Consider the following 22,483-nt stretch of genomic DNA (forward strand, 5'->3'; position numbering starts at 1 on the left):
ATTTCTTTGATGCCTTAATCTAAATTCCAGAAGTAAAAAACATTTTCATCTCTACCCAACTGCGATAAGACTTCTATACTATTCTTATAATTTAACGCAACAATTATTGAACTATTTGGCGGAACCTGTGAAGCTTTTATCACAGGATAGCCCCATATATCTGTAAGGCTACTTTTTTTTTCATCCGAGACAATAAACCCACAGAAATTTTCGATTTTATCACTAAAAACAAATGCTGTAGATCTGGCAAAAGAACCTCCCCCATAGATATATATTTCTTTATTTTTAGACACGAAATCATCAATTTCATCATAAGTTATTTGCGGCACACTATATTTTAATTCTGGCTGAGAGAAATATTTAGTTCTATTACCATTGGTAATATCAATACCATAAACTCTTTTCGCGTTTTCTTGAATTTTATTAATTCCATATAATTCATTGTTCTCTAAATACTCTAGCAATGTATAACAAATTGTTTCATTATAATTATCTTTGGTGAAGAATTTTTTCTTCCATATCGGAAGATTATATTTAAGAACACATATATCAGGATTTCTTCTGCTGAAATATCCGTTGGAATACGTATAAGCTCCTGGAATATATCCTTTTTGAGTTAATGTATAGTATATTCCAACCTCAAAAAGAGCAAAGGCATCTGCCATCTCACTTACTTTAAGTAATATTTTATCTCTGAAAAAATTGAACAAATCTCCGCTTTTCAACAAATCCCCACGAAAAACACAAAAATACATAATAATATAGCTCAAAAAATCCCTCTTAATACAATCTAGTCCCCAAAAATCACAGTTTTCATTTTCCATTGAATCAAATATTTTTTCAAAGCTCACAAATGGCCCATAAAATGTATCATTACACAATACGAGTTCGTCATATTGTGATAATTTATCTTCCCCCAAAAAATTAACAATGACATCTGCATACGCACCAGCATCGAGTCCAATGTTATCTCGTATGTAAACCTGGTTGCTGTATTTTTCTAATATAAGTTTGCCTGCTTGGTTTACTTCGCCGTTAACAACAATTATTAATTCATTTAATACTTTTTCTAATTCCGACATCAAATATTCAACGTATCCATCAACGACACCATCTTGGTCATAAAATACAAAGATCCCAAGCCTACGCATACTTTTGCTCCTAACGTAAATATTTGCTTTAAATACTTAGTTTTAAAACAGTCTCTTTAATTAGATCAATTTCATCATGTGAAAAGTATTTATTCAGCTGTTTATCAGTCAAGGCCATGTTCTCAGCATAATCAATATATTTATTCATATCACAACTATAAATATCTGCTACGATCTTATCTACATTAAAATAATGTGCTAACATTAAGCGATGTAAACCATCAAGAACAATATCATACTCATTTGACAACTTAATATTATAGTTTTGCTGAACATCGCCATTTTCATATTTATGCATTCTCTCAACAAAGTCAGACCATCTTTTATTTGCTGCTTCTTCACTACAAAAAATACGCATAAATTTTCTATAAATACTCCCACCTACCACATTTTTAGAATATTCGTTTTCGATGGCTAAATGGTAAATTGCATATGAGTAAATTCCATTTAATCTGTTTACAATATTCTTAACATCTAAGACTATATTATTTTGAATTGGCATTCCAAAACTTAAATCAAATAAATATGGATAAATCCAAATAACATTTTCAAAACCTAAATTACTTAGGTTTTCTAATATTTCATTCAGAAAAATATTATGGACAGCTAACATTACGATATTATCATTCGAAATATCTTTGATTTCTTTAACGGCTTTCCCATCAATGAAATTAGCATGATGTTCTAATGAAGATACAGCATAATTACTTACATTTCCCCAATACCCGTTTTCCTTAATTAGTTTACTAAACCGCTTCGACACTGATCCCGTCCCGTATATTACAATTTTCTCTTTTTCAATTGTATTTTTTATTTTCATAAATTCTGTATACATTGATTTTATATTAATTCCTTTCCCCAAAAAACATTAATTATCCGTTGGAAAAGTAAGTTTAGACACAGGATGAACCTTTCTGTTTTCTATAGCTGGCAGGGTTAAATAATCACCATATAAAAATTTCAAATAATCTTCATAATTACGACAAGCTCTAAGCGTTACTCCTTCGAATTGCATATCAATAGTATCCTCATACCATTCTCTTTTGTATCCATAAACACGATTACACGCTGGAAATGTCAAACATTTCACCAGTTCAGTACTTTTTTTATTCCGAAATTTAACATAACGATTATAGCTATTTTTCACTGTGTTTTCAGGAATTGAATTCAATATTTTATATAAATATTTACTAATTCCACTTGCTGTGAACTTACCCACTTCTGAATAGAATATTTTTCGATAAATAAAAGATCGGAAGTTACATATACACCGTGATATATAATTGTCGGGAACATTATCACCAATAAAAATATCTAAAAAAATACCTTGTTCATATGGCATGTGTTCTTGATTTAATCTAATGAAATCAGTATTCTTACGACGTAATTTTGCATATCCCCATCTATAACCAGATGTCCGATTTACATCCTGAAGATAAAATTTATCTGTATTTAATTCTTGATCCACAATCAAAAGAAACTTCTCATATTCATTTCGAGTTAAAATTACATCTGCATCATCATCCCATGGAATAAATCCTCCGTGTCTCACAGCTCCAAGTAATGTACCACCATCGATACTATAAGTAATTTCATGTTTTCTGCATATTCTATCGAATTCAATGAGAAGTTCTAATTCTACATTTTGAAGTTTTTTTAATTCCTCAGATGTTAAGTGATGTTGTTTTTTAGTATTCATTCATCCTTCTCCATTATCAGAAATTACCTTTACGGCTCATAAAACACAAACCGTTTAGGCTTCAGAATCAATTGGTGTTATATTGACCTTGGCGAAGTATTTCAACAGTATGTTTTAACCCTGTTTCTGCATTAAACAACCCTCTCCAACCAATTCCCTCTATTTTATCGCTATTTAAACTGGAATTATCCATCGGATTATATCTGGCGGCTTCCATTTCTGTCGGAATTTCAAATTTCAAATCGACACTTCCAAAATCAGCAAGTAACGCCGCCATTTCCTTTATAGTAATTATAGAATTTGAGTTTGAGATATTATAGGCCTCGCAACTTTCTCCCTTGACAAGTAATGCTAAAATAGCTGATGCGCAATCAAGAGAATAGCAATAGGAACGCATCTGTTTTCCCAAACTTTTCATTATAATATCTCTACCATTAGCTGCGCTATGCGCAAACATGGATGAAACACGGTTATCCTGTGTTGAGGCTGTAGGACCATATATGTGTCCTGGTCGAGCAATTACAATATCAATACCATACTCATGATGAAATGAGGCACAGAGTGTCTCAGTAGATTGTTTACCTATAGCATACGAAGATCTAGGATTCAATAAGTTAATAGAACCATAGCTATCCTCAGACAGTGGCCTAGAATCTAAACTTTCTCCATAAATTTCACTTGAAGATACATATAATACTCGTTTAATTTTATTCTTTTTAGAATAATGTAATAATTGATTCATACCATAAAAATTACTCATCATTGTTTCCACAGGTTGAATCATATATTGTATTGGATTAGCATTGCTTGCACAATGAATCACATAATCTACAGAAAACTTGATGTCTAACTCATCGCATGCATCATATTTAATAAAATTAAAATTCTCTAAATCAAAATGATGTAAAAAACGACTGCGCATTTTCTCTTCATTTCTACCACATGCATATATTTTGATATTTGCCTCTTTGCTAACATTCGCATAGAGCAGTAAATCAACAATAGCTGAACCAATCAAGCCAGTAGCACCCGTGACTAAAATCGATTTTCCTTCAATTTCACTAATCCCTATTAACGACTCCTGAACAGTCTTTAAATCATTCATATAAATCGAGCTATTATATATATTCAAAATAATAACCTCCTATAGAAATTCATCCCTCTTAATAAGATCATGAATTTTCTACATAATAGCCTGTTCTATACGTATTACTTAATCCAGTCATCATTCTTTGAATACAACAATGCCCTAAATATCTGAATATCTTCAACCGTACTGATTTTTAAATTTTTCTCAGAACCTAATGAAAAAAATGTTGGTTTTCCCAATGCCTCCATTAAAGAGCATGATGCAGCCATATTAATTATTCCTAGCTTATTAGCCTCTTCATGGGCAGCATATATTTCACCTAGTTTATAGGTATGTGGTGTTTGTGTCCTACGCAGATAATCACGATTAATACTTTTCATTGATTCATTGGTTTTACCCACATCAATAACAAATACAACTTCAGTACATGGAATAGCCGCAACAGCACTACCAAACTGTTGATATTTCACAAAACTATCTGTAATAATCTCTTGACTAACCAAAGGCCTGTTGCCATCATGAATAATAATAACATCATCTTCAGAAAGACTTGCTTTTAGTTCAATTAGCCCATTATAAATTGATTCTTGTCCTGTAGAACCTCCATTGATAACATATTTCAATTTAGTAATTCCAAATTGTTTAGCATATGCCCATAAGATTTTCTCCCAGCCATTGAGAACAACGACACATATCTCATCAATGTTAGGATGTTTCTGAAATGCTTCCAATGTATATATAAGAATAGGTTTGTTATCCACATGAATAAATTGCTTTGGAATATCTTGATTTGTCCGCGTACCGGTACCTGACGCTGTCAATAAAGCTATATTCATGTTTAATCCATCCTTTCTTTTTATTAGCAATATAAAGTCACTATCCAATTTCCATGCTATCTATTCTCCAGCATAAACTTTTCCATAATCTCCGTTAATGTGATTGAATCTTTTTGAGTCAGCTTGAATTCACTTTCAGTATTACCGTTTATCATAGAAAGAAAATCATTAATCTCATATCTCAATCCGTCACCAAGAAATCTATCAGAGTATTTTTCAACATCATCAGGATTCTCGTAGTGAACCTCAAAATAAGTTGTCTTCCACCATGGTGAGTCCACTTTGATATATCCTTTAGTTCCAGATATGATAAGATGGCCCTCGGATTTTACTCCAAGACCACAGGTAGCAGTCCCCATCCCGTTTGGATATTTAAAATGTGCTTTTGTAAAAATATCAAGACCGTTTTCGTCTTTTATTGAATCAAATCGTATATCTTCGAACTCCGTGCCAAAAATCTTAATAATAGGAAGCACGGTGTAACTTCCTAACTCAGTGAAACTTCCTCCGAACTTCAAATCAGTTAGTTCACGACTTGCAGGGTTTTCAAGTTTCGTAAAGCAAGCTTCAACATTACGTATACTGCCGATCATTCCGCTACATGCGATCCCCATCAACTTGCTGAAACCTGGAGAATAGGCTGTTTTAATTCCTTCAAAAAGCACCAAATTATGCTCCTTTGCATATCTGAAAAGCTCTTCTGCCTGTTTTTTTTCCAGCACCATAGGTTTTTCACAGAGAACATGCTTTCCATGCTCAAGCGACATTTTGATATATTGGTAATGTGTTTCATGCGGTGTTGCAATGTAGACCGCATCAACTGCATCAAAGAAATCTTCAATTTCAGTGTATGAATTAATATTCCATTTTTCTGCAAATCTAATAGAGCTTTCTGTATTCAGATTGTATACACCCTGTGTGCTTATACCACTAACCAGATTCACTTCAGGGATGAACCTTTCCGCAATACGTCCCGTTCCAATAATTCCAATTCTCTGAATATGCTTTTTTTGAGTGCGAAGCATTGTACTGGAAATATCCTTGGTACGCTCAAGATACACTACCTTACAATAATCATTAAGATAATCGAAATGACCAGTCCAATCGGATCCTACAGTAAAAATATCAATATTAAATTTTTTGATATCTCGGAATTTTTGTCCCGGTGATTCCTCAATAACAATCTCATCAGCAAAACCTGTTTTCCGTACATTTTCAACTCGAGTCATCAATGAATCTATTACATTAAGCTTTCCTCTAGTCTGGTCATATCCCTCCGTGGTAACTCCAACAATAAGAAAATCACCAAGTTCTTTGGCTCTTTGAAGTAGTCTGTAATGGCCTTCATGGAACAAATCGAATGTACCGTACGTTATTACTTTTGTCATACCGATAGCCCCCTATTTTTCAGTAAGCTGCTCTTTTATATAATAATGAACCTTTTCACCGCAAGTTCCATTATTGTTAGCTATGATTTCACCATATGCTGCAATCTGTTTTTCCTTATTGAAGGCATTTCCCGTTATAATTTCCTCCAGGAAATCAGAGAGGGAATTAAATGCATTTTCTTCACAACAATACTGCAACCATTCAGAATTTTTTTCAAACCCCGGCTCGTTTCTCTTTAATTCATTGATATTAAACTCTATATTAATTTCTTCATGTTTACCGGTTTCCAAATCAACATGATATAGTTTTCTGTCGTAGAGTGAAAAGAAATTATAGTTCTTCTCAGATTCATTATCCGGAGTAATAAACCATCCTTTGCACCAAGAAGAATAATATCCGTTCTTCACATTATCTGGAGCATCAAATGGGGGTTCCCATTCCACAGACTCCCCTGTAACTCTATTAAGTTTGATATACATATTCGACCAATATGGAGCCAAATAAACATAGTCTCCACAGAAAGTAGGCCGGCTAAAAGGCCTCTCCATACATTCAAAGCCAGAAATAATATTTTTGCATTTTAGGTTCTCAGGATAATTAGAGTATTCACGAACTTCACCACTCTCAGGATTCCAACACGTAACATCAGTTCCCGAATAAGGCATAAACCACAAATTAACCCCGTCGGAATTTATAATCATACAGCCACAGGAATTATTTGCGCCGGTAGTTAGAACCTGTTCTTTACCACTTTCGGCTTCAATTGCCAATACTCGATTATCTACAGGAGAGGCAATAAACAAGTATCCATTCTGAACACAATACCCCCCTACTTTACGTTCTCCGTTTTTTATGCCGATAATAACATCAAGATTAGCATCGAGATATTTGATTTCTCCAGTTGAAGTATTATATCTTACTACAGCAGGGTAAAAAAATGGTATTAGGAAAATGTATCGCCCACATTTTACCGCTCCTGCAAATGAGCCGGGACGTTCCATGTATGTTTTTAACTTAATACGTTTACTAATTTTGTTCTCATAAAGAACGATTATGTCCTGTGCATTTTTTGGCAATATGAACGTTTCATCCCCTAAAGTCATCGGGTATAAATAATAATCACCATATGCATATTCGGACAAATCGCAAAAATACTGGTACTTAAAATTGTTATCTGGAGAATAATAAAGTTTGTTACCGCGTGTAATTAACCATTTATCATCAGAGTACATGTTAAATCCTCTAGTAATCATTTCGCCGCGCCAATCATCTTCAGATGGTTCAGTAATAATATTATTATTTAAAATAAAGATTGGCTTTCCTGCGATACCGAAAAGTGAAACAACAGAAGTACCCGAATCACCAATGTAAGCATCACTGAGTGCAATGGTATTGGCGATATCTGGGGTTTCATCGTAAATACCGATATCATTTTCAATGAAGAATCTTTTCAATTCAGAGTATTTCTGTTTAAATTGCGGTCTCATTGAATCTAGTGATGATTCTAGCAATGGATGAGGTCTCCATAACAAGCAAACATCATCATGAGCCGAAAATACATTAAATACATATTGCATTTTTTTCAAGAACAACTCAGCATTGCTCAATATACCGCTAATACTGGTGTTGTAGAAATATACCTTCTTACCTGCCATTTTAGCTTTCCAAGCTGCAGGTGCTTCAGGTGGATTATTGCATATTCTCATAACCCTATCAAACTTTGGTGAACCCAGCGGAAGCAATTTTTCTGAAAAGGTAGGATCAAAGAATCCCCGGTATTTCTCTGCTTGTGTAACGATATAATCTGCATGATAATAGGCGGAACTAATTCTCTGCCCCTCGCTCATACCACCGGAAGTAGAATAATAGGGGATATAAACCAACGTATCTGTATACTTTTTTAATTCATAGGAGTAGAACCTTGGGTCCACAGAAGTAATAAAGTTGTGGTTGTCATACGGATTATGAATATAAGCCACATCCGGTCTACGGATACTTAAGTCATAGGATTCGTAATGAGTAACTGGAACATAATCAGGCAAATCTTCTCCCTCATAATGAAATTCACCGTATGAACCATCAGGATCTCGGTCTCGATATGGTATAGGCACAACATAAGCATCGCAATTTTCATCTTCGTTTGCTGCCATCCATACGCTCTCAAGCGAGTCCCACATTGATGCCTTATAAGGGAAAAATACAATCTCAATTTTGCATGGTTTGAGCTCATTTCTAATGCTGTCTTCAATCATCATAAGCACTTCTTTTATTTGCTCAATGAAGCTCACATTTATGGTTTCAATTTCCACGGCAATATTATAAAGACTTGTGTGGTATTCGGTTAACAATTCAACAGTTCGTGTATCTTCACCCTCAAAACTCTCTATAAACTCACCTATATGAACCGCCATGTTTTGGCACTCAATCAACAGTTCGATTACAGTCGGGATATTTTTCTGGGAAAATTGTCGTTTGATTTCATCCGTCGCCTCATACAGTGTTGTTACTAAATTCTGAATCTTCTCTTGTTGGTGCTTTCTCATTAAACTCCCGCCCCTGTATGCTTGTTATATTCTTTGTCATATCCTAAATTTTCACATACACGAAATTCACTTTTTATATAAGTTATATCGGCTTAAATCTTCTTTTGGTGAAGAGTCAGCAAAAATTCCCAGTTCAAAATAATTCTTGAAGATAATGGACATTATGCGCTCTGCGTTAGACCTTTACTTCCTCTGACTTAACGAATCCCCAGCCCTCACATCAATCTGCAATATTCGGAATTCATTCATCACTCTTGAAAAATTGCAACAAAAACTTTGGTAAGACAGGATAACATGGATAATCATTCTGGTTCCCTTTTTGTAGTAAATTGAATTAAACTCTCATTATCCTTTCAACACAAAATAACATATTTGGTGAATAACGTTTAGACAATCATTGGATTTTTATTTAATATAATTCATGAAAATACATAATAAGGAGATGTAAGTATTGAGAAAAAAAATAGTTTTCTTGTTTAGCCTAATTCTACTTTTCTCATCCGTACTATTAACTTTATCCGCTTCTGCTGCTTCTTCTGAATGGGTCACTAAAGCTGACTTATTAGAGCCTCGTACTGGTGGAGCAACAGCTTCACTTAATGGGAAAATTTATTATTTTGGAGGTGCATCAGGCTCAGATCATGCAGCTTCGGGTATAAAACAAAATTCAACCTATGAATATGACCCTATAACAGATACTTGGACTGTTAAAGCAAATATGCCGACAGCTCGTGCTGGATTAACGGCGGTAGTACATGACAATAAGATCTATGCTATTGGTGGATACTATAATGTTGGTACTTCAGTGCTAAGAACTAATAAAGTAGAAGTCTACGATCCATCTACCGACAGTTGGACGACTGCTGCTAACTTGTTAACGGCAAGATCATGGGCAAGCTCTGTAGCGTTAAATGGTAAAATTTATGTTTTTGGAGGCGGAGCTCTTGTTAATGGTACCTCAACTTCTTTGTCTTCTGTAGAGTCTTATGATCCCATCTCAAACACTTGGTCCTTGAAAAACAAAATGCCTATCACAGCTAACGGTGCTGCAGCCGCATTAGTTGGTGGGAAAGTATATATATTGGGAGGAATGAACTTCTCAACTTCAATAGGTGGTATCTACGAATATAATCCAGAATCAGATTCTTGGACACTCAAACAAAACACTGCTGTCAGAGATGCAAGTGGCATAGCTGTTTATAATGATAAAATTTATTTGTTAGGAGGGGCTAAGCTTTCTTCCGGTTCACTACATAGTGCTTTGGATAGTTTTGATGTTTATGACCCCAAAACAAATACGTTTAGTACACTCGGAAGCTTAACTTCTCCAAGAGCACAACTTGTTTCGGCTGTAATCAATAATAATCTATACATCATAGGCGGAACTAACTTTGGTACAAACGGCACTTTAAAAAACGTAGAAATGTATACATTTGAAAACGAAAGCACTCCAAGCCCAGATCCAACACCAGAATCAGGTAACGAGGATAGAGCCATTTTCACCGTTATCTTGACAACTGGTTTAGTAAAAGAATTCGACCTCTCCATGGCAGAAGTTAATAAATTCATTGCGTGGTACGAAGGCAAAGAAGCTGGCACAGGAACAGCCTCCTACGCAATTGACAAACATGACAACAACAAAGGACCCTTCACTAGCCGTAAGGATTATGTGATCTTTAAAAACATCCTTTCATTTGAAGTGGATGAATATAGTACAGGGGACTAACAAACAGAACGAAGCCCGCTGACCAGATATAGGTTAGCGGGCTTTCTCTCGTGTAAATTTCTATTTAATTTCTAACCAACATCGCTACACTCTCGACATGACTTTGAGTGTCGGTCACTATATATTAAGCCGTAAGAAGGGCGGTGGCAGTAAACTTATTATGAATGTTTAACGTGCCGTCCATCTGTACTTCAATTTATCAATAAACCTATGTACCATCTCAGAAGTCAGTTCATCCAGCTTCATGAACTGCTTGAGTTCACCATAGTTAAAAAAGATCAAAAGGAGCAGGATTCCCTGCTCCTTCGTTATGTGAAACTTCTTTCTCTCATCAAACGTAAATTCACAAGGTATAATGAAATCAGATGACCGTTCAGCATGATCTTATGACCATCATAATGAAGGAGGGGACATTCGTGGCGTTTATCCCGCTAAACTGCCCCAATTGCAACGGAAGAATTGAATACAAGAAGGATGAGGTTTTAAAGTGTCCCTATTGTGAAACAGAACTTTTATTGAAGCAAAATCATGTCTATTACGTAGACCAGACTATTAATCATTACCATGGAACGCCCCCTAAAGTACCACCGAAGCAGACTGCCTCCGTAAAGGTAATGCTGATACTGATGTTAGTCCTAACTGGCGCGATCGGTACATATTTTTATTATAGCAATAGCTCCACCTATCCAAAAACAGAAGCCAATCTGCCTGTACGAAAGATGCCTGAAAGCGAGGTTCTGCTTTCATTTTTGCGAGATATCTTTGATAAAGGGGCCGCCTTGCCAACAGAGGAGGAATTGGCTCGTATTCGCTATTTAACCGTAGAGCATTCGGAGAATGATCAGTGGAAGTTTACATATAGCCTATCCGATCCCTTCAGCGATGAAGAGGCCGAGAAGATCACTTATATTACTCAGGACAAGAAACTGAATAGCCAGCGGATTGATCAGCGAGATTTTGAAGCTTTTAAGGGACTAACGGCATTGGACCTGACAAATACCTATGAAATATCCCAGACGGACCAAACCACTTTGGCCCATATGCCCGGATTAAAAAGTTATGGTGGCGCTTTTAACGAATCCTTTAGTACATTTTCGGGCTACTTTGGCGACAAGTCTACAATTACGGAGCTTTCCACTCAGCTTCGCAGCAATCAGGAGTTGGCCCTACTACTGGAATTCCCCAATCTGAACTCTTTAATCCATTACCTATGTGGATGAGTCTGTAACAGATTTTCACTTGTTAAACCAATTGCCAATCAAGTCCCTGTCGCTCACCTTTGTCGATGAACTCGGATGGTTGTCGTCCATGACCGGGCTATCTTCCTTGTCTATACAGTACAGTGAAACCACAGACCTGCAGCCGCTATATGCCTTGACCCAGCTTCAGGAACTTCAGTTGTCCTATTTAACGAACGTAAAGTCCATCGACTTTGTGCAAAATATGCCTGCTCTACAAACGTTAGATATTGAAAATGTAAACTTCTCCAGACTGGAGCGCTTGACCGGCAAAAACTCTATTACCACACTACGCCTGGCTTCTCTAAGTGAGCTTGGCTCGGTAAAGGCCATAAACAGTATGCCCTCTTTGCGGGAATTAACGTTGTCCGGCTACTACGAGAATGCAGAAGCGCTGACACTGCCTAAAGTAGAGCGAGTGGAAATTCCAAGCTCCTTTCTCCCCGGGCTAAAGGCCCCGGTTACAACCAGTCTGACGCTCCGTGGCGGAAGTGGGGAATTGAACTTGGCTGCGCTGGGGAAATTCCCGAAGCTGAAGCAGCTTTCCCTCTGGGAGATCAGTGAAATAACCCGTCTTGCAACCCTGGACGGCTTGTCCCGCCTAGAGACCTTAAACATTTACGACTCGTCACTGTTCAAGGAAAGCGACGCCTTATTTCGTTTGAAGCAGGTGAAATCTTTGGTGTGCTCCGAGTGTAGGCTGAACTTTGAACAAAAGGCGGCCGCGGAGAACAGCGTACTTGAACATTTGACCTTAGAGCAGCCATATTTCAGCATAAACAATACCTCTGTTACTGAGGTTGACCAGATGATGCCTTACTTTGCCAAAATGTCCGCTCTACGTTCCTTCACTCTGCAAGACAACAATTTGGCTTCTCTCAAATTTATGAGTAAATGGCAGGCCATAGAAGAGCTTCATCTCGAGAACAATGCCATTTCCAATATCGAGCCCCTAAGCCAACTGCCTAATCTGCAAAAGGTATATCTATCCGTTAATTCCGTACAAAACAAATCCGTGCTTGGTGCGGGTGTGCATGTGTATTAGACTACTATAATTAATGGATGATATTGAAACAAAGACAAGAAGGGGTTCGAGAATTATGTATAAATTCTCGAACCCCTTATGTTTATGTTTAGCTTTCTAACCATCATCGTTACACTCCAGAACGCTGCGGATTGACCGTGCCAAAGATATGATACGGTGTTATCCCCTTTGAAAATAGACTATCGATCAGTTTGATCAATTCCTCCGACGATAGATCTTTGTCGTTGCGTATCCAAAGACGAAACATAGATATTAATGTTGAAATGTAAAACTCAATGATATATGGTGCCAAGACATCATCTGTTGGAAAATCCACAATCAATCGCTCAAAGGGAATTTCTCTTTTCAAGCGTTCCACAAAATGAACAGAACCATAGTCGCCCAATATAGCTTTAAGAACTGAAATCTCCTCTGCATTTTCTAAGCATTGAAGTGCATCTTGAATAGTATGTGTAGAAAACTCTCTGCCTGCCATTTCCTCCTTAATGGATTTCAAAATACGCTCTTCAACGCAGTCCAACAACTCATAGATATCTGTAAAGTATTGATAAAATGTACTCCGATTATATCCTGATTGGTTAGCAATCTCTTGAATAGATATTTTTTCGATGGGTTTTTGGCTATATAAATCGCAGAATACATTTATGAATGTCTGCCTTGTTTTGTCCGTAATTTCAGGTTGCTTTTTCATTATTTGCCTCCGTTTGCTGTTCGATCAATTATCCGACAGATATTAAAAATCTGATGGTTGATGACCGTATAGTGAATCAATACAATAATATTATACAACACGTTGTTGGATCATCAACAAGGATGAATATTGATTATTAGGAGGCTAAGATGAGAATTTTATTTTTCGGTAGAGGTGTAATATCGACCCAATACGCGTGGGCTTTCGAAGAGGCAGGCCACACCGTTGAGTTTTACGTTAGAAAAGGGAGAAAAGAAACCTTCGGAAGTCATATAGCGCTTGAAATGTGGGACGCACGAAGAGCGAAACGGTTAATCAAGGAAAACTGGAAAGTCAAGCTGCATGAGGAGATAAGCCCAAATTACGATCTTATTATTGCGAGTGTCAACACGAAACAACTTCCCGAAGCAGCACAATTACTATCGACTACCGCGGGTAACACCCCGATCCTTATTTTCAATAATATTTGGCAGGATTTAAAATCATCGATCTTGCCCTTGTCTATGAACAATGTTGTCTTTGGTTTCCCAGGAGCAGGAGGCGGCATTGAGGACAATAAGCTTAGGGGCGGCTTCTTAAAAACGATATTTCTGGAAAAACCACGTGTAGGCACGGAACAGATAAACAACAAGGTCAAAGAACTATTTGAAAGCGCCCATTTTAAAATCAATTGGATAAAGGATATGCAAAGCTGGCTATGGAATCACTTTGCCGTGAATGCGGCGATGGAGACCGAGGTGTTAAAACGGGGAAGTTTTCCAGCACTTATGAATCATCGTGACTCATTCGCAAATGTTGGTAAGAATATGCGGGAAATGGCACCTGTACTTAAAGCAAGAGGCGCAAAGATGGACGCGATTACTCTACTGTTGACCAAAATTCCATCAGCACTTCTCGGCACGCTGTTTAACAAGGTTATTTTTGCAAAGGGCAGCTTACCGCGACTTTTCATTGAATACAACAATAGTAAAGCCGGTTTTGCAGTACTTGAAGTTGTGAGAGAAGCAAAAAAGTTAGGTATACCTTCACCACGTCTTACTGCGGCATTTGCAAACACTGAGCAACAACACAAAGCTATTGAAAAAGGATAAACTGGAAAACTTGATATTGTTCAGACCAACATCAACTCTACTAATGGTTATAACAACTATAGCCCGAGCTTTAGAAGCTTCGGGCAAAGTAATTTATTAAAACAGGTAAATGTAGCTTCAAAACACTACACCCTAACCAACATCGCTACACTATCCACATGCACCGTATGTGGGAACATATCCACCGGCGTTACCTCAACCGTGCGATATCCACCATCCTCAAGCACACGAAGATCACGTGCCAACGTACTCGGATTACAGCTCACATTCACCACTCGCTCTGGCTTCATCTCCAGGATCGTTTCAAGTAAAAGTGGATCACAGCCCTTGCGCGGTGGATCAACTACGATCACATCAGCTTCAATACCTTGTTCTTTCTAGCATGGAATACCTTCCTCGGATGCGCCAACTTCGAACTTCACGTTACGCATCTCGTTCAAGAACGTATTGCTGCGAGCATCTTCAATCGCTTCGGGCACGATCTCCACCCCGTATACCTGATCCGCATGTTGCGCCAGGAAAAGAGAGATCGTTCCACTCCGTGATGTAATCTGCGAAAGAAGCAAAGCTATACTGCGCCACCTTGGATACAACATCTGGCTTTTTAAGCCAAGAATTTTCACTCTTAGATAGAGAGGTTTTTTCAATGAGTTGAGTTTTCGGATTTTCGAGCTGAAATTTAGTTTTTCTGTTTTTGTCAGATACGCCTGTTCGATGAGATAATCTCCACTTACTCTTTCATAAAACCAATGTGTTCTGTGTTGTGACCCTCCTATATTTGGAGCCCACACACGCTGTGAATTGCTTTTCATTTCTTTATGATATGGATTATTTGAAGAAAAGTCCTTACATTTTGCTCAAAAAGCCTCTGTCCGAATTAATCATAGATCTTTACAAGATCATCACCTGTCATAAATGAAAGATAAGACGGCCTCGTTGAACTAACGGGACACGGTAGTTCATAGGGAAATAGCAAATACATCTCAACTATTAGTCTTTCCTGACCAACAGTGAGTAACACTCCACATGACTAGTGTGCTGTAACAAAATCAAAACAAAAAAACGGCATCTCTGCCGTTTGTGTTTAAAGTGTTGATGCAGACGGCGGCGGCGGCTCTGTTCGCGGCGGTTTTCATACGATGAAAAGACACTTGCACAGTATGCCTATTGATGCGGCTCATTTCTAGCAATATTAGATGTGATTTTACCTGAAAGCCTTTAACATTAAGAATAATTGATTATTAAAATGTACTTCATTCGTATATATTTTTGTAAATAAACCAATGCACTTGTCTATGATTTCCCCAGTGAACTTTTGGGACATGATGGCTTTATTGGAATAGATCCTTACTGTCTTCCAGTCATGAATAATTTGGTCCAATAACGGGCCAAGCGTATGTTTTGCATTGATATGATCAATGTTGTACTTATAGAGAGTATTTAACCTGTATTTCTCAGAACATTTTCTATAAATAGTACTGCTCAGTGTTTCTATAATCGTTTCATTTTTTATAATGAGCTCGTAATTTTCTGCCAACAACAGTATATTATTCAAACTTTCCGTTATTTCATTTTGATACCTGCACATATTTTCTACGAATGTATTGATGGTTGTGTGCGCTAAATTCTTATTGTTCAAGATCTCATGATTACCGGGGGGCACTAGCGCATATTCCCAAAAGTAGTCTGGCATCTTTACGTGTTCCGAAGTCATACATGACCATTTAAATTCTGAAAATGGCAGAGAATATTGTCTGTATTCTGTAATATCATCAACCGTATATATTTCCTCGTTCGTAAGATTGAAGCCATAGACAAAAACAGGGTGCAGTCCATGTTTTTGGTTATAGTAAAAGTCTCTCCCGCGTTGATAAAATAAATCAATAAATATGGAAATCGGATGACCACTTGAAATAGAGTTTAGGATCTCATCTTGTAACGTATCTAGTTCAGGGGATTTTTTGCGAATAGAGATCCCCATTTCCTCAAGGATCTGATCTCCCTCCTCAAGATCCAACACCTCTAACTTGAAATATCCTCTTGTTTGTATTTTTTGTTTATCAAATCTATAAATACTAATAACATTATTCAAAATCGGCAACTCATCTTTTTTAAAATATCTGGCAAGCGTTAACAACAAATTGTAGCCGCAATTAAAATAAGGAAAATTATGATGAGGATACATTTTTGTCATGCCGTCGAAGGGCTGAAAGGTGTCCAGGGAAATAATTTCTTCCATAAAATATTTCTCCTATACTAAAATTATTGTTGATATTACGGCTATATTACCTCTTAACAAGGTTCATCATACGGTATTGCCGCGTTCCAGCCTTCATCTCTTCATATTTCTTCGAGCCGGGCAATGCGATAAATTCATTGATATCTCCAATATTCGTGCTCGCTTTGGCGTTGCTCGCAATCCCTTGCGTGCCAGTACGCTGCCTCGCACTCTCATCACATGATAGAAGAACATTCGAAGTCACATCCTGATTGCGGATTACAGACAGGCCTGCTTCCTCTAACAGCCTGATGTTCTGCGCTACTTGATCTCCCAGCATCAGCTCCGTATACAGAAATACGCCGCCAACTCTCATTATCCGGTACACCTCTTCATAGAATCGTGATCGGTTCGGATAGGCATGTGCGGATTCTATATTTAACACCACATCGAAGCTCTCGTCTGCAAACGGTATATTCTCCGCATCGCCGACGAGATACAAAGAATCACCCCCTCGGGATTTGGCATTGCAATAGGCAATATTCGCCGGGCAGATGTCGAGACCGACAATAGACAGCGGCTTGAAATATTTAGACAGAGCTGCTATGTTCCCTCCCCTGCCGCATCCGATGTCGATCACCTGCCGCTCCCGAATCGCCGTCCTGCCCACTGTCTCAAGCAGCAGCTTGACCGAGTTTCTATTCCATGCATCGTCGGGCTCGATCACCGCATGTTGCTCATTCCCGTGCGGGACGTAACCATAATTTAAGAAGGTGGCGAATCGGCCTATACCGGACAGCGCAAGAGAGTGCGAAATCTCGCTATAATCCCGAATTTCAGCCTCTTTCCGGTTCCATTCGGAAGGGTGGACAAACTGCTCACGCCGGTCGAGCATCGATACATAACGGTCATCGTTCGTATATACCGCATCGCAGCTGCAGCATTGCAGCAATGCCTCCGACTGGACCAGCACGCCCTTGCAGCTGGAGCATACCAACCTTGCATGTAGATGTTGTAGCATGACTATCACCCAGCCGACGTATACATTTGATTCAACGCGTACACATTATAGTAATTTGGGATATTCAAATCTTCGTAGTAATCAATCACGGCATAGAAGCCGTTGGTTTGGAAGATGTTCTCGAGCCTGCTGATCTGCTCTCCGTCCAGTCCGTGTACCTCCATTACAATTTGCCTGATTTTGCCCCAATCTTCCGGTTCGATTCCTTCCAGCACCTCGAACTCACTTTTTTCCACGTCGATTTTGAGAAGATCAATTTGGTTCAGATCATAAAAACGGATCATTTCGGAGATCGTAGTTAGCTTGCAACGATAGATTTGTTCATTCAGAAGCTTCGGCGACATAAGATGATCGACAAAGCGGTTTAGCATTCGCGGGTCAGCGAAATTATCTTCGTAATGGTTGATTAACCCGTATCGGAGATCTTGATCGTGGTTCTCCCTGTATTTGATCTGGACAGAGTCCGTGGACATCGTAGGAAAATAGGCAAACTCCGCTTCCTTGATCTCATTGGAAAGCCCGACGTTAACCGTCGTTACGCGAGGCAGCGAGCTCGTATTCATCTTCAAGAGTTTAAACGTCGGAGGCAGTGGCTCAAAGGCATATACTCTGCAGTCGCTCTTGCTGCTGACATATAGGCTGAACATGCCGATATTAGCCCCGACGTCCAGGACCGTGCCATGATCCGGAAGCGTAATACCGTGCTTGAAATACATCTCCTTGTGGAAAATCTCATTGTAGAGAAACTCGGTCTCTCCTTCGTTGTTTTGATAGATTTCAATCCCGTTGTGCAGCCTTTTCTTTGTAATGGCCTCTGTCTGCAATGGATGACGCTCATGCTCCGTCTTGCTCATTCAATTCACCTTCTCAACAATTTGTTTGTAGAGCATTTCTCTAACTGCTGGCGCTTTCATAGCGTTTGACGGCCAGCTTCCAGAACAGCCTGACCACTAGAAGCGATATAACGGGAGCTACAAAAATCCATATCCCAAGGAACAAGTCCAATCGATCGATCAAATAAACCGACGGCATGTTGGTGATGAACAAGATCGGCACAACATACAGCCCTATTCTCCGCAGCCATTTGGGGTATATGTACATCGGCATATTGTTTAAATCCCAACATTTGTCGAGTATTTCGAAGATCGAACCGGACTTCACCGTCCAGAAGGCAAGGATTTGCGGAAGTAGAAGCACCGAATAGGTCACGATCGTGCTACTCAAGATCACGCCGATATATCCGGCCACGTGGATCAAGCTTGGCTCGATGTCAAGACGCCGCCAAGCCAGTACGATCATCGTGATCCCGGCGATCAGGTTCGGGATCGGAAACGCGAAGTTAACGTGCCGGAATGAAATCATGAACTGCAGCGAAAGCGGCTTCGTCATATACAAGTCCAGCGTCCCGTTGCGGATATGGCCGGCGAATCTATAAAAGTTATCCATAAACAGTCCTGTATAGATTGCGATCATAATTGTATAGGTCCCCGTGAAGATCAACATCTGGTCAGGAGAAATGCCATTGATTTCGATCCCGAGCTGGAAAACGAACAAGATATAGATCAGCTTGGAAAACAGAAATACGGTCTCCATGATCAAACCGGAGTAGAAATTCGCTTTGTATTCCATGTAACCGACCAAGCTATTCTTTGCGAAAATAAAGAACATACGTACATGCTTCCGAAACTCCGTCAAGCTGATACTCACAGATCTAACCTCCAACGGCTACATATTTCCTCATCCCGGAATCCCACGACAACTTCGAAATCATCATAAGCACAATTACCCAGACCGCTTGTAAGAGGAGTCCGCGCACGATTTCATGAATCGCCATGCTCCCATTGATGATGTTAACCGGGAAGAATACGACATATTGAAACGGTAAATAGCTGGAGATTCTGGCAAACGTATCTCCGAAAATATTAAGCGGAAAGATGGCACCACTTAGCAGATAGACGCCTTGATTGAACGCGATATAAACGCCCCAAACCTCGGTAATGATGAACGCGAGAGCACTAATCGAATAAAAAAGCAGGAAGTTGATGAGCAGTCCGAACAGAATGCTGACCAGGAACATAACGATCTGCACCCCTCTAAGCTGAAACCCCCAAATCTGAGTAAAAACGATCATCAGTATGACGAATAAGACAAGGACGACCCCGATCTGAACCGTTTTCCCACCGAAAAAATTGCATATCCGATAGCTGAAATAATGAATGGGCTGAGCGATAAATTTGCTCAGTCCACCCGTCTTGATATCATTCGCGATTTCCCCTTCGAAGCCGGCAGAAACCAGCTTGGAGACGACGCCGGACAACACGGAATAAATGATGATCTGTGAATAAGTATAGCCATTAATAATCTCTTGCGGCGAACTGCGAAACACGGCCGTCCAGAGGAAGCATTGGACGAGAATGATGAAGCCGCCGCTGATGATACTCATAAAGAAATCAGTCCGATACTCCATCGCATTCTGAAGCGCAAGGATGTACGTCCTTTTATACTTCTGTAAGGCTTTCATGTCTGACCCCATCTTTCTGATACAAGCTTTCGATGCCTCGCTCGACAGGTATATCTTCAACTGTGAAATCAAGGATCGGGAACCGGTCCAGCATCATCTTGGAAAGCCGCTGGAGGTCATGCTTATCGATCTCCATGACGGCATTCATGCCGTCATGTTGCATGATAGCGCCATAGTCGCTTAGCGCTTGCCTCGGCACTTCGTCCGTAAATTGCAGCTTGATGATCTTTTTTGCATGAAACAGCTCGTTCACACGCCGAAGATCGCCGTCGTATACGATCTTCCCTTGATTGATGATGATCGTTCGTTTGCATAAATCCTCAATATCCGCCATATAGTGGCTTGTCAGAATGACCGTTGCTTTCGTCTGCTGGTTATAATACTTCAGGAACTCCCGAATGCGCTTCTGCGAAATCAGATCGAGTCCGATTGTAGGCTCATCCAGAAAAATCACCTTAGGCCGGTGGATGAGCGACGCAATTAGCTCCATCTTCATCCGTTCCCCCAGCGAAAGCCTACGTACCTGAATATTGAGCAGATCTTTAACATCAAGTATCTCCGTAAGCTCATCCAGGACAAGGTTGTAGGGCTTATCCTCGACCTCATAAATGCATTTGTTCAGGTACAACGATTCGTTCGCCGGTAAATCCCACCACAACTGCGATTTCTGCCCCATCACGATCGAGAACTGCATCTTGAATTCTTTTTTTCGCTCCCAAGGGACATAGCCTAATACCGTCGCTTGCCCGCTTGTCGGATACAAGATGCCGGACAGCATCTTAAGCGTAGTTGTTTTGCCGGAACCGTTCGGGCCTAAGAACCCGACCATCTCGCCTTGCTCGATTAAAAGTGATATCTCGCTAACCGCTTCTTTGATCAGTGATTTCCGCTTCACTAAATTTTTCAGCGATTTTTTGAACCCCAATTCTTTTTCGTAGTAATTGAAGCTTTTGGATAAGCGTTCCACTTGGATAATGCTCACTGGTTCACCTCATTTATGCTCATGTAGAATAGTTAAACACCGTGCAAATGCAAGACACTGCACTTGGAACATGCCGGTGTCAGTCGTTCATCCATCATTTCCCTTATCCTTCTGTAGGTCATCCCGTGCCATAATTCCTGTACGGACGCTTCATTTAATTTGCCGATCTCGAACTCCTTGAAAAATTTGCATGCAACAATCGTTCCATCGGGCGTAATATCCATCCGGTTCGAGAGAGCCAGGCACTTCTTGTTCATCGTGCCTTTACTCTTCACCTCTTTGCCGAGCACGAAATCTTCGATCTGGTCATAATCCAGATTCGGCTGGTAGCGTAAACGCATTTTCCAGACCCGATTATTCACCCGGTCCAACTCGCTCATCAAAGCAGGGATACGCTCCGGATCGAGCTTGTAGTTAAAGGCGTGCCAGCTTCGTTCGCCCTTGTGCTCGCTCGCCGGAAGGAAGTCGAACTTCTGGTCAAAGTAATCGTCCATTCCCTGCGTGCATTCGTCCGAGATGTACCACGGGAAGCAAACCATGACCATATCTACACCGACGTCCTCCAGAAATTCCAGCAGATCGTAAAGCTTGTCGGTCATAGCATCGTTAACGACGGTATGGATCGTAATTTTGCCCCTGAATCGGTTTTCCTTGCGCAGCTGGACTAGCATCCGAATAGCATCTATCGCCTTGTTGAATACCCCTTTGCCGCGAAGCGCATCATTCTCTTCTTCGAATCCATCAAGTGCAATGAGCAGCTCCAGATTGTCGGAGATTCTCAGCAAGGCGTCCAGCTTTCGCTCGATCAGCATCGCGTTCGTGCAGATCGTCGTCTCGCGAGGATGGGCTTCAAGTAAATCGGCCAAACGGTCGAAATGGCTGTATACGAGCGGCTCGCCGCCCCAGATATAGAGTCTCGACTTGGCTGGTTCCGTCTCAAGGATCAGCTTCTCCAGCAGCCCGTAGTCGAGCTGTTCCCGCTGCTGCTCCGGTGTCATAAAGTGATGGTATCCGGTGTCGTTCCATTGATAGCAATGCTTGCAGCGCAAGTTGCATTGGTTCGTCAGTTTAATCCCGACCGACTCTGGCAACGGTGTCGCGTAACCCGCTATTTTCTCCATGTTCCGCTTTGTTTCCACCGTATTCTTGATAGTACGTTTCAATATTTGCAAATCCTTTGGGGAATGTTTAATCTCTGATTTTGGATTCATATCAACACACCCTTCTTAAACTTATTAGGTT

General features: G+C 39.7%; 20 protein-coding genes and 2 pseudogenes. 4 read left to right on the forward strand and 18 right to left on the reverse strand.

Annotation, left to right across the window (positions count from 1 at the left end; genetic code table 11):
- Positions 1-14: 14 nt before the first annotated feature.
- From J2Z28_RS15195 to J2Z28_RS15225, 7 genes are all read right to left on the reverse strand, one after another.
- Positions 15-1,151, reverse strand: coding sequence for a rhamnan synthesis F family protein (locus tag J2Z28_RS15195; RefSeq protein WP_211083118.1), 1,137 nt, complete (start codon positions 1,149-1,151; stop codon positions 15-17).
- A 28-nt stretch (positions 1,152-1,179) separates the two neighbouring features.
- Positions 1,180-2,013 carry a hypothetical protein gene (locus J2Z28_RS15200; protein ID WP_211083119.1) on the reverse strand — a complete coding sequence of 278 codons (834 nt, stop codon included), beginning with the start codon at positions 2,011-2,013 and terminating at the stop codon, positions 1,180-1,182.
- Between the two features lie 6 nt (positions 2,014-2,019).
- Positions 2,020-2,850 (reverse strand): LicD family protein, encoded by an 831-nt coding sequence (locus J2Z28_RS15205; protein ID WP_211083120.1) that lies wholly within the window; start codon positions 2,848-2,850, stop codon positions 2,020-2,022.
- A gap of 67 nt (positions 2,851-2,917) precedes the next feature.
- Positions 2,918-3,982, reverse strand: coding sequence for an NAD-dependent epimerase/dehydratase family protein (locus J2Z28_RS15210; RefSeq protein ID WP_211083121.1), 1,065 nt, complete (start codon positions 3,980-3,982; stop codon positions 2,918-2,920).
- A 77-nt stretch (positions 3,983-4,059) separates the two neighbouring features.
- Positions 4,060-4,776 (reverse strand): IspD/TarI family cytidylyltransferase, encoded by a 717-nt coding sequence (locus J2Z28_RS15215; RefSeq protein ID WP_211083122.1) that lies wholly within the window; start codon positions 4,774-4,776, stop codon positions 4,060-4,062.
- 56 nt (positions 4,777-4,832) lie between these two features.
- Complete coding sequence (locus J2Z28_RS15220; RefSeq protein WP_211083123.1) at positions 4,833-6,164, reverse strand: Gfo/Idh/MocA family oxidoreductase; 1,332 nt, start codon at positions 6,162-6,164, stop codon at positions 4,833-4,835.
- A gap of 12 nt (positions 6,165-6,176) precedes the next feature.
- Positions 6,177-8,708 (reverse strand): hypothetical protein, encoded by a 2,532-nt coding sequence (locus J2Z28_RS15225; protein WP_211083124.1) that lies wholly within the window; start codon positions 8,706-8,708, stop codon positions 6,177-6,179.
- Positions 8,709-9,159: 451 nt separating this feature from the next.
- Between J2Z28_RS15225 and J2Z28_RS15230 the strand changes: the two genes are divergently transcribed.
- The 3 genes from J2Z28_RS15230 (at position 9,160) to J2Z28_RS31235 (ending at position 12,717) form a co-directional block, all read left to right on the forward strand.
- On the forward strand, positions 9,160-10,434 hold the full coding sequence (locus tag J2Z28_RS15230) for a Kelch repeat-containing protein (RefSeq protein ID WP_211083125.1): 1,275 nt from the start codon (positions 9,160-9,162) through the stop codon (positions 10,432-10,434).
- A 416-nt stretch (positions 10,435-10,850) separates the two neighbouring features.
- Positions 10,851-11,654, forward strand: coding sequence for a TFIIB-type zinc ribbon-containing protein (locus J2Z28_RS31230; protein WP_244988313.1), 804 nt, complete (start codon positions 10,851-10,853; stop codon positions 11,652-11,654).
- Positions 11,655-11,673: 19 nt separating this feature from the next.
- The gene (locus J2Z28_RS31235) at positions 11,674-12,717 is read left to right on the forward strand and encodes a leucine-rich repeat domain-containing protein (RefSeq protein WP_244988314.1); all 1,044 of its coding nucleotides are present in this window, start codon (positions 11,674-11,676) and stop codon (positions 12,715-12,717) included.
- Positions 12,718-12,826: 109 nt separating this feature from the next.
- On the opposite strand, the gene J2Z28_RS15240 is transcribed toward J2Z28_RS31235, so the two are convergent.
- Positions 12,827-13,408 (reverse strand): TetR/AcrR family transcriptional regulator, encoded by a 582-nt coding sequence (locus J2Z28_RS15240; protein ID WP_017690637.1) that lies wholly within the window; start codon positions 13,406-13,408, stop codon positions 12,827-12,829.
- A 149-nt stretch (positions 13,409-13,557) separates the two neighbouring features.
- Here J2Z28_RS15240 and J2Z28_RS15245 point away from each other — a divergent pair, with 149 nt between their 5' ends.
- Entirely contained in the window at positions 13,558-14,499 is a 942-nt protein-coding gene (locus J2Z28_RS15245) for a ketopantoate reductase family protein (protein WP_211083126.1), read from the forward strand.
- Positions 14,500-14,624: 125 nt separating this feature from the next.
- Here J2Z28_RS15245 and J2Z28_RS15250 read toward each other — a convergent pair.
- The 10 genes and pseudogenes from J2Z28_RS15250 to J2Z28_RS15290 all read right to left on the reverse strand — a co-directional run.
- Positions 14,625-15,035 (reverse strand): annotated as a pseudogene (locus tag J2Z28_RS15250) (class I SAM-dependent RNA methyltransferase); the annotation flags it as partial.
- Positions 14,962-15,147 (reverse strand): hypothetical protein, encoded by a 186-nt coding sequence (locus tag J2Z28_RS31690; protein ID WP_342357507.1) that lies wholly within the window; start codon positions 15,145-15,147, stop codon positions 14,962-14,964. The pseudogene J2Z28_RS15250 and the gene J2Z28_RS31690, both read right to left, overlap by 74 nt.
- 41 nt (positions 15,148-15,188) lie before the next feature.
- Positions 15,189-15,311: pseudogene (locus J2Z28_RS31240) on the reverse strand (hypothetical protein); the annotation flags it as partial.
- Positions 15,312-15,703: 392 nt separating this feature from the next.
- Positions 15,704-16,738 carry a hypothetical protein gene (locus tag J2Z28_RS15260; RefSeq protein ID WP_211083127.1) on the reverse strand — a complete coding sequence of 345 codons (1,035 nt, stop codon included), beginning with the start codon at positions 16,736-16,738 and terminating at the stop codon, positions 15,704-15,706.
- A gap of 46 nt (positions 16,739-16,784) precedes the next feature.
- On the reverse strand, positions 16,785-17,738 hold the full coding sequence (locus tag J2Z28_RS15265) for a class I SAM-dependent methyltransferase (protein WP_211083128.1): 954 nt from the start codon (positions 17,736-17,738) through the stop codon (positions 16,785-16,787).
- Positions 17,739-17,743: 5 nt separating this feature from the next.
- The gene (locus J2Z28_RS15270; RefSeq protein WP_211083129.1) at positions 17,744-18,592 is read right to left on the reverse strand and encodes an FkbM family methyltransferase; all 849 of its coding nucleotides are present in this window, start codon (positions 18,590-18,592) and stop codon (positions 17,744-17,746) included.
- Between the two features lie 40 nt (positions 18,593-18,632).
- Entirely contained in the window at positions 18,633-19,445 is an 813-nt protein-coding gene (locus J2Z28_RS15275) for an ABC transporter permease (RefSeq protein WP_017690645.1), read from the reverse strand.
- A gap of 4 nt (positions 19,446-19,449) precedes the next feature.
- Positions 19,450-20,259 (reverse strand): ABC transporter permease, encoded by an 810-nt coding sequence (locus J2Z28_RS15280; RefSeq protein ID WP_017690646.1) that lies wholly within the window; start codon positions 20,257-20,259, stop codon positions 19,450-19,452.
- Positions 20,237-21,241, reverse strand: coding sequence for an ABC transporter ATP-binding protein (locus J2Z28_RS15285; RefSeq protein WP_100526342.1), 1,005 nt, complete (start codon positions 21,239-21,241; stop codon positions 20,237-20,239). Before J2Z28_RS15285 ends, J2Z28_RS15280 begins: the two co-directional genes overlap by 23 nt.
- Positions 21,242-21,273: 32 nt before the next feature.
- Entirely contained in the window at positions 21,274-22,452 is a 1,179-nt protein-coding gene (locus J2Z28_RS15290) for a radical SAM/SPASM domain-containing protein (protein WP_036668361.1), read from the reverse strand.
- Positions 22,453-22,483 lie beyond the last annotated feature (31 nt).

This window comes from Paenibacillus xylanexedens, from assembly GCF_017874615.1.
Lineage (GTDB): Bacteria > Bacillota > Bacilli > Paenibacillales > Paenibacillaceae > Paenibacillus > Paenibacillus xylanexedens.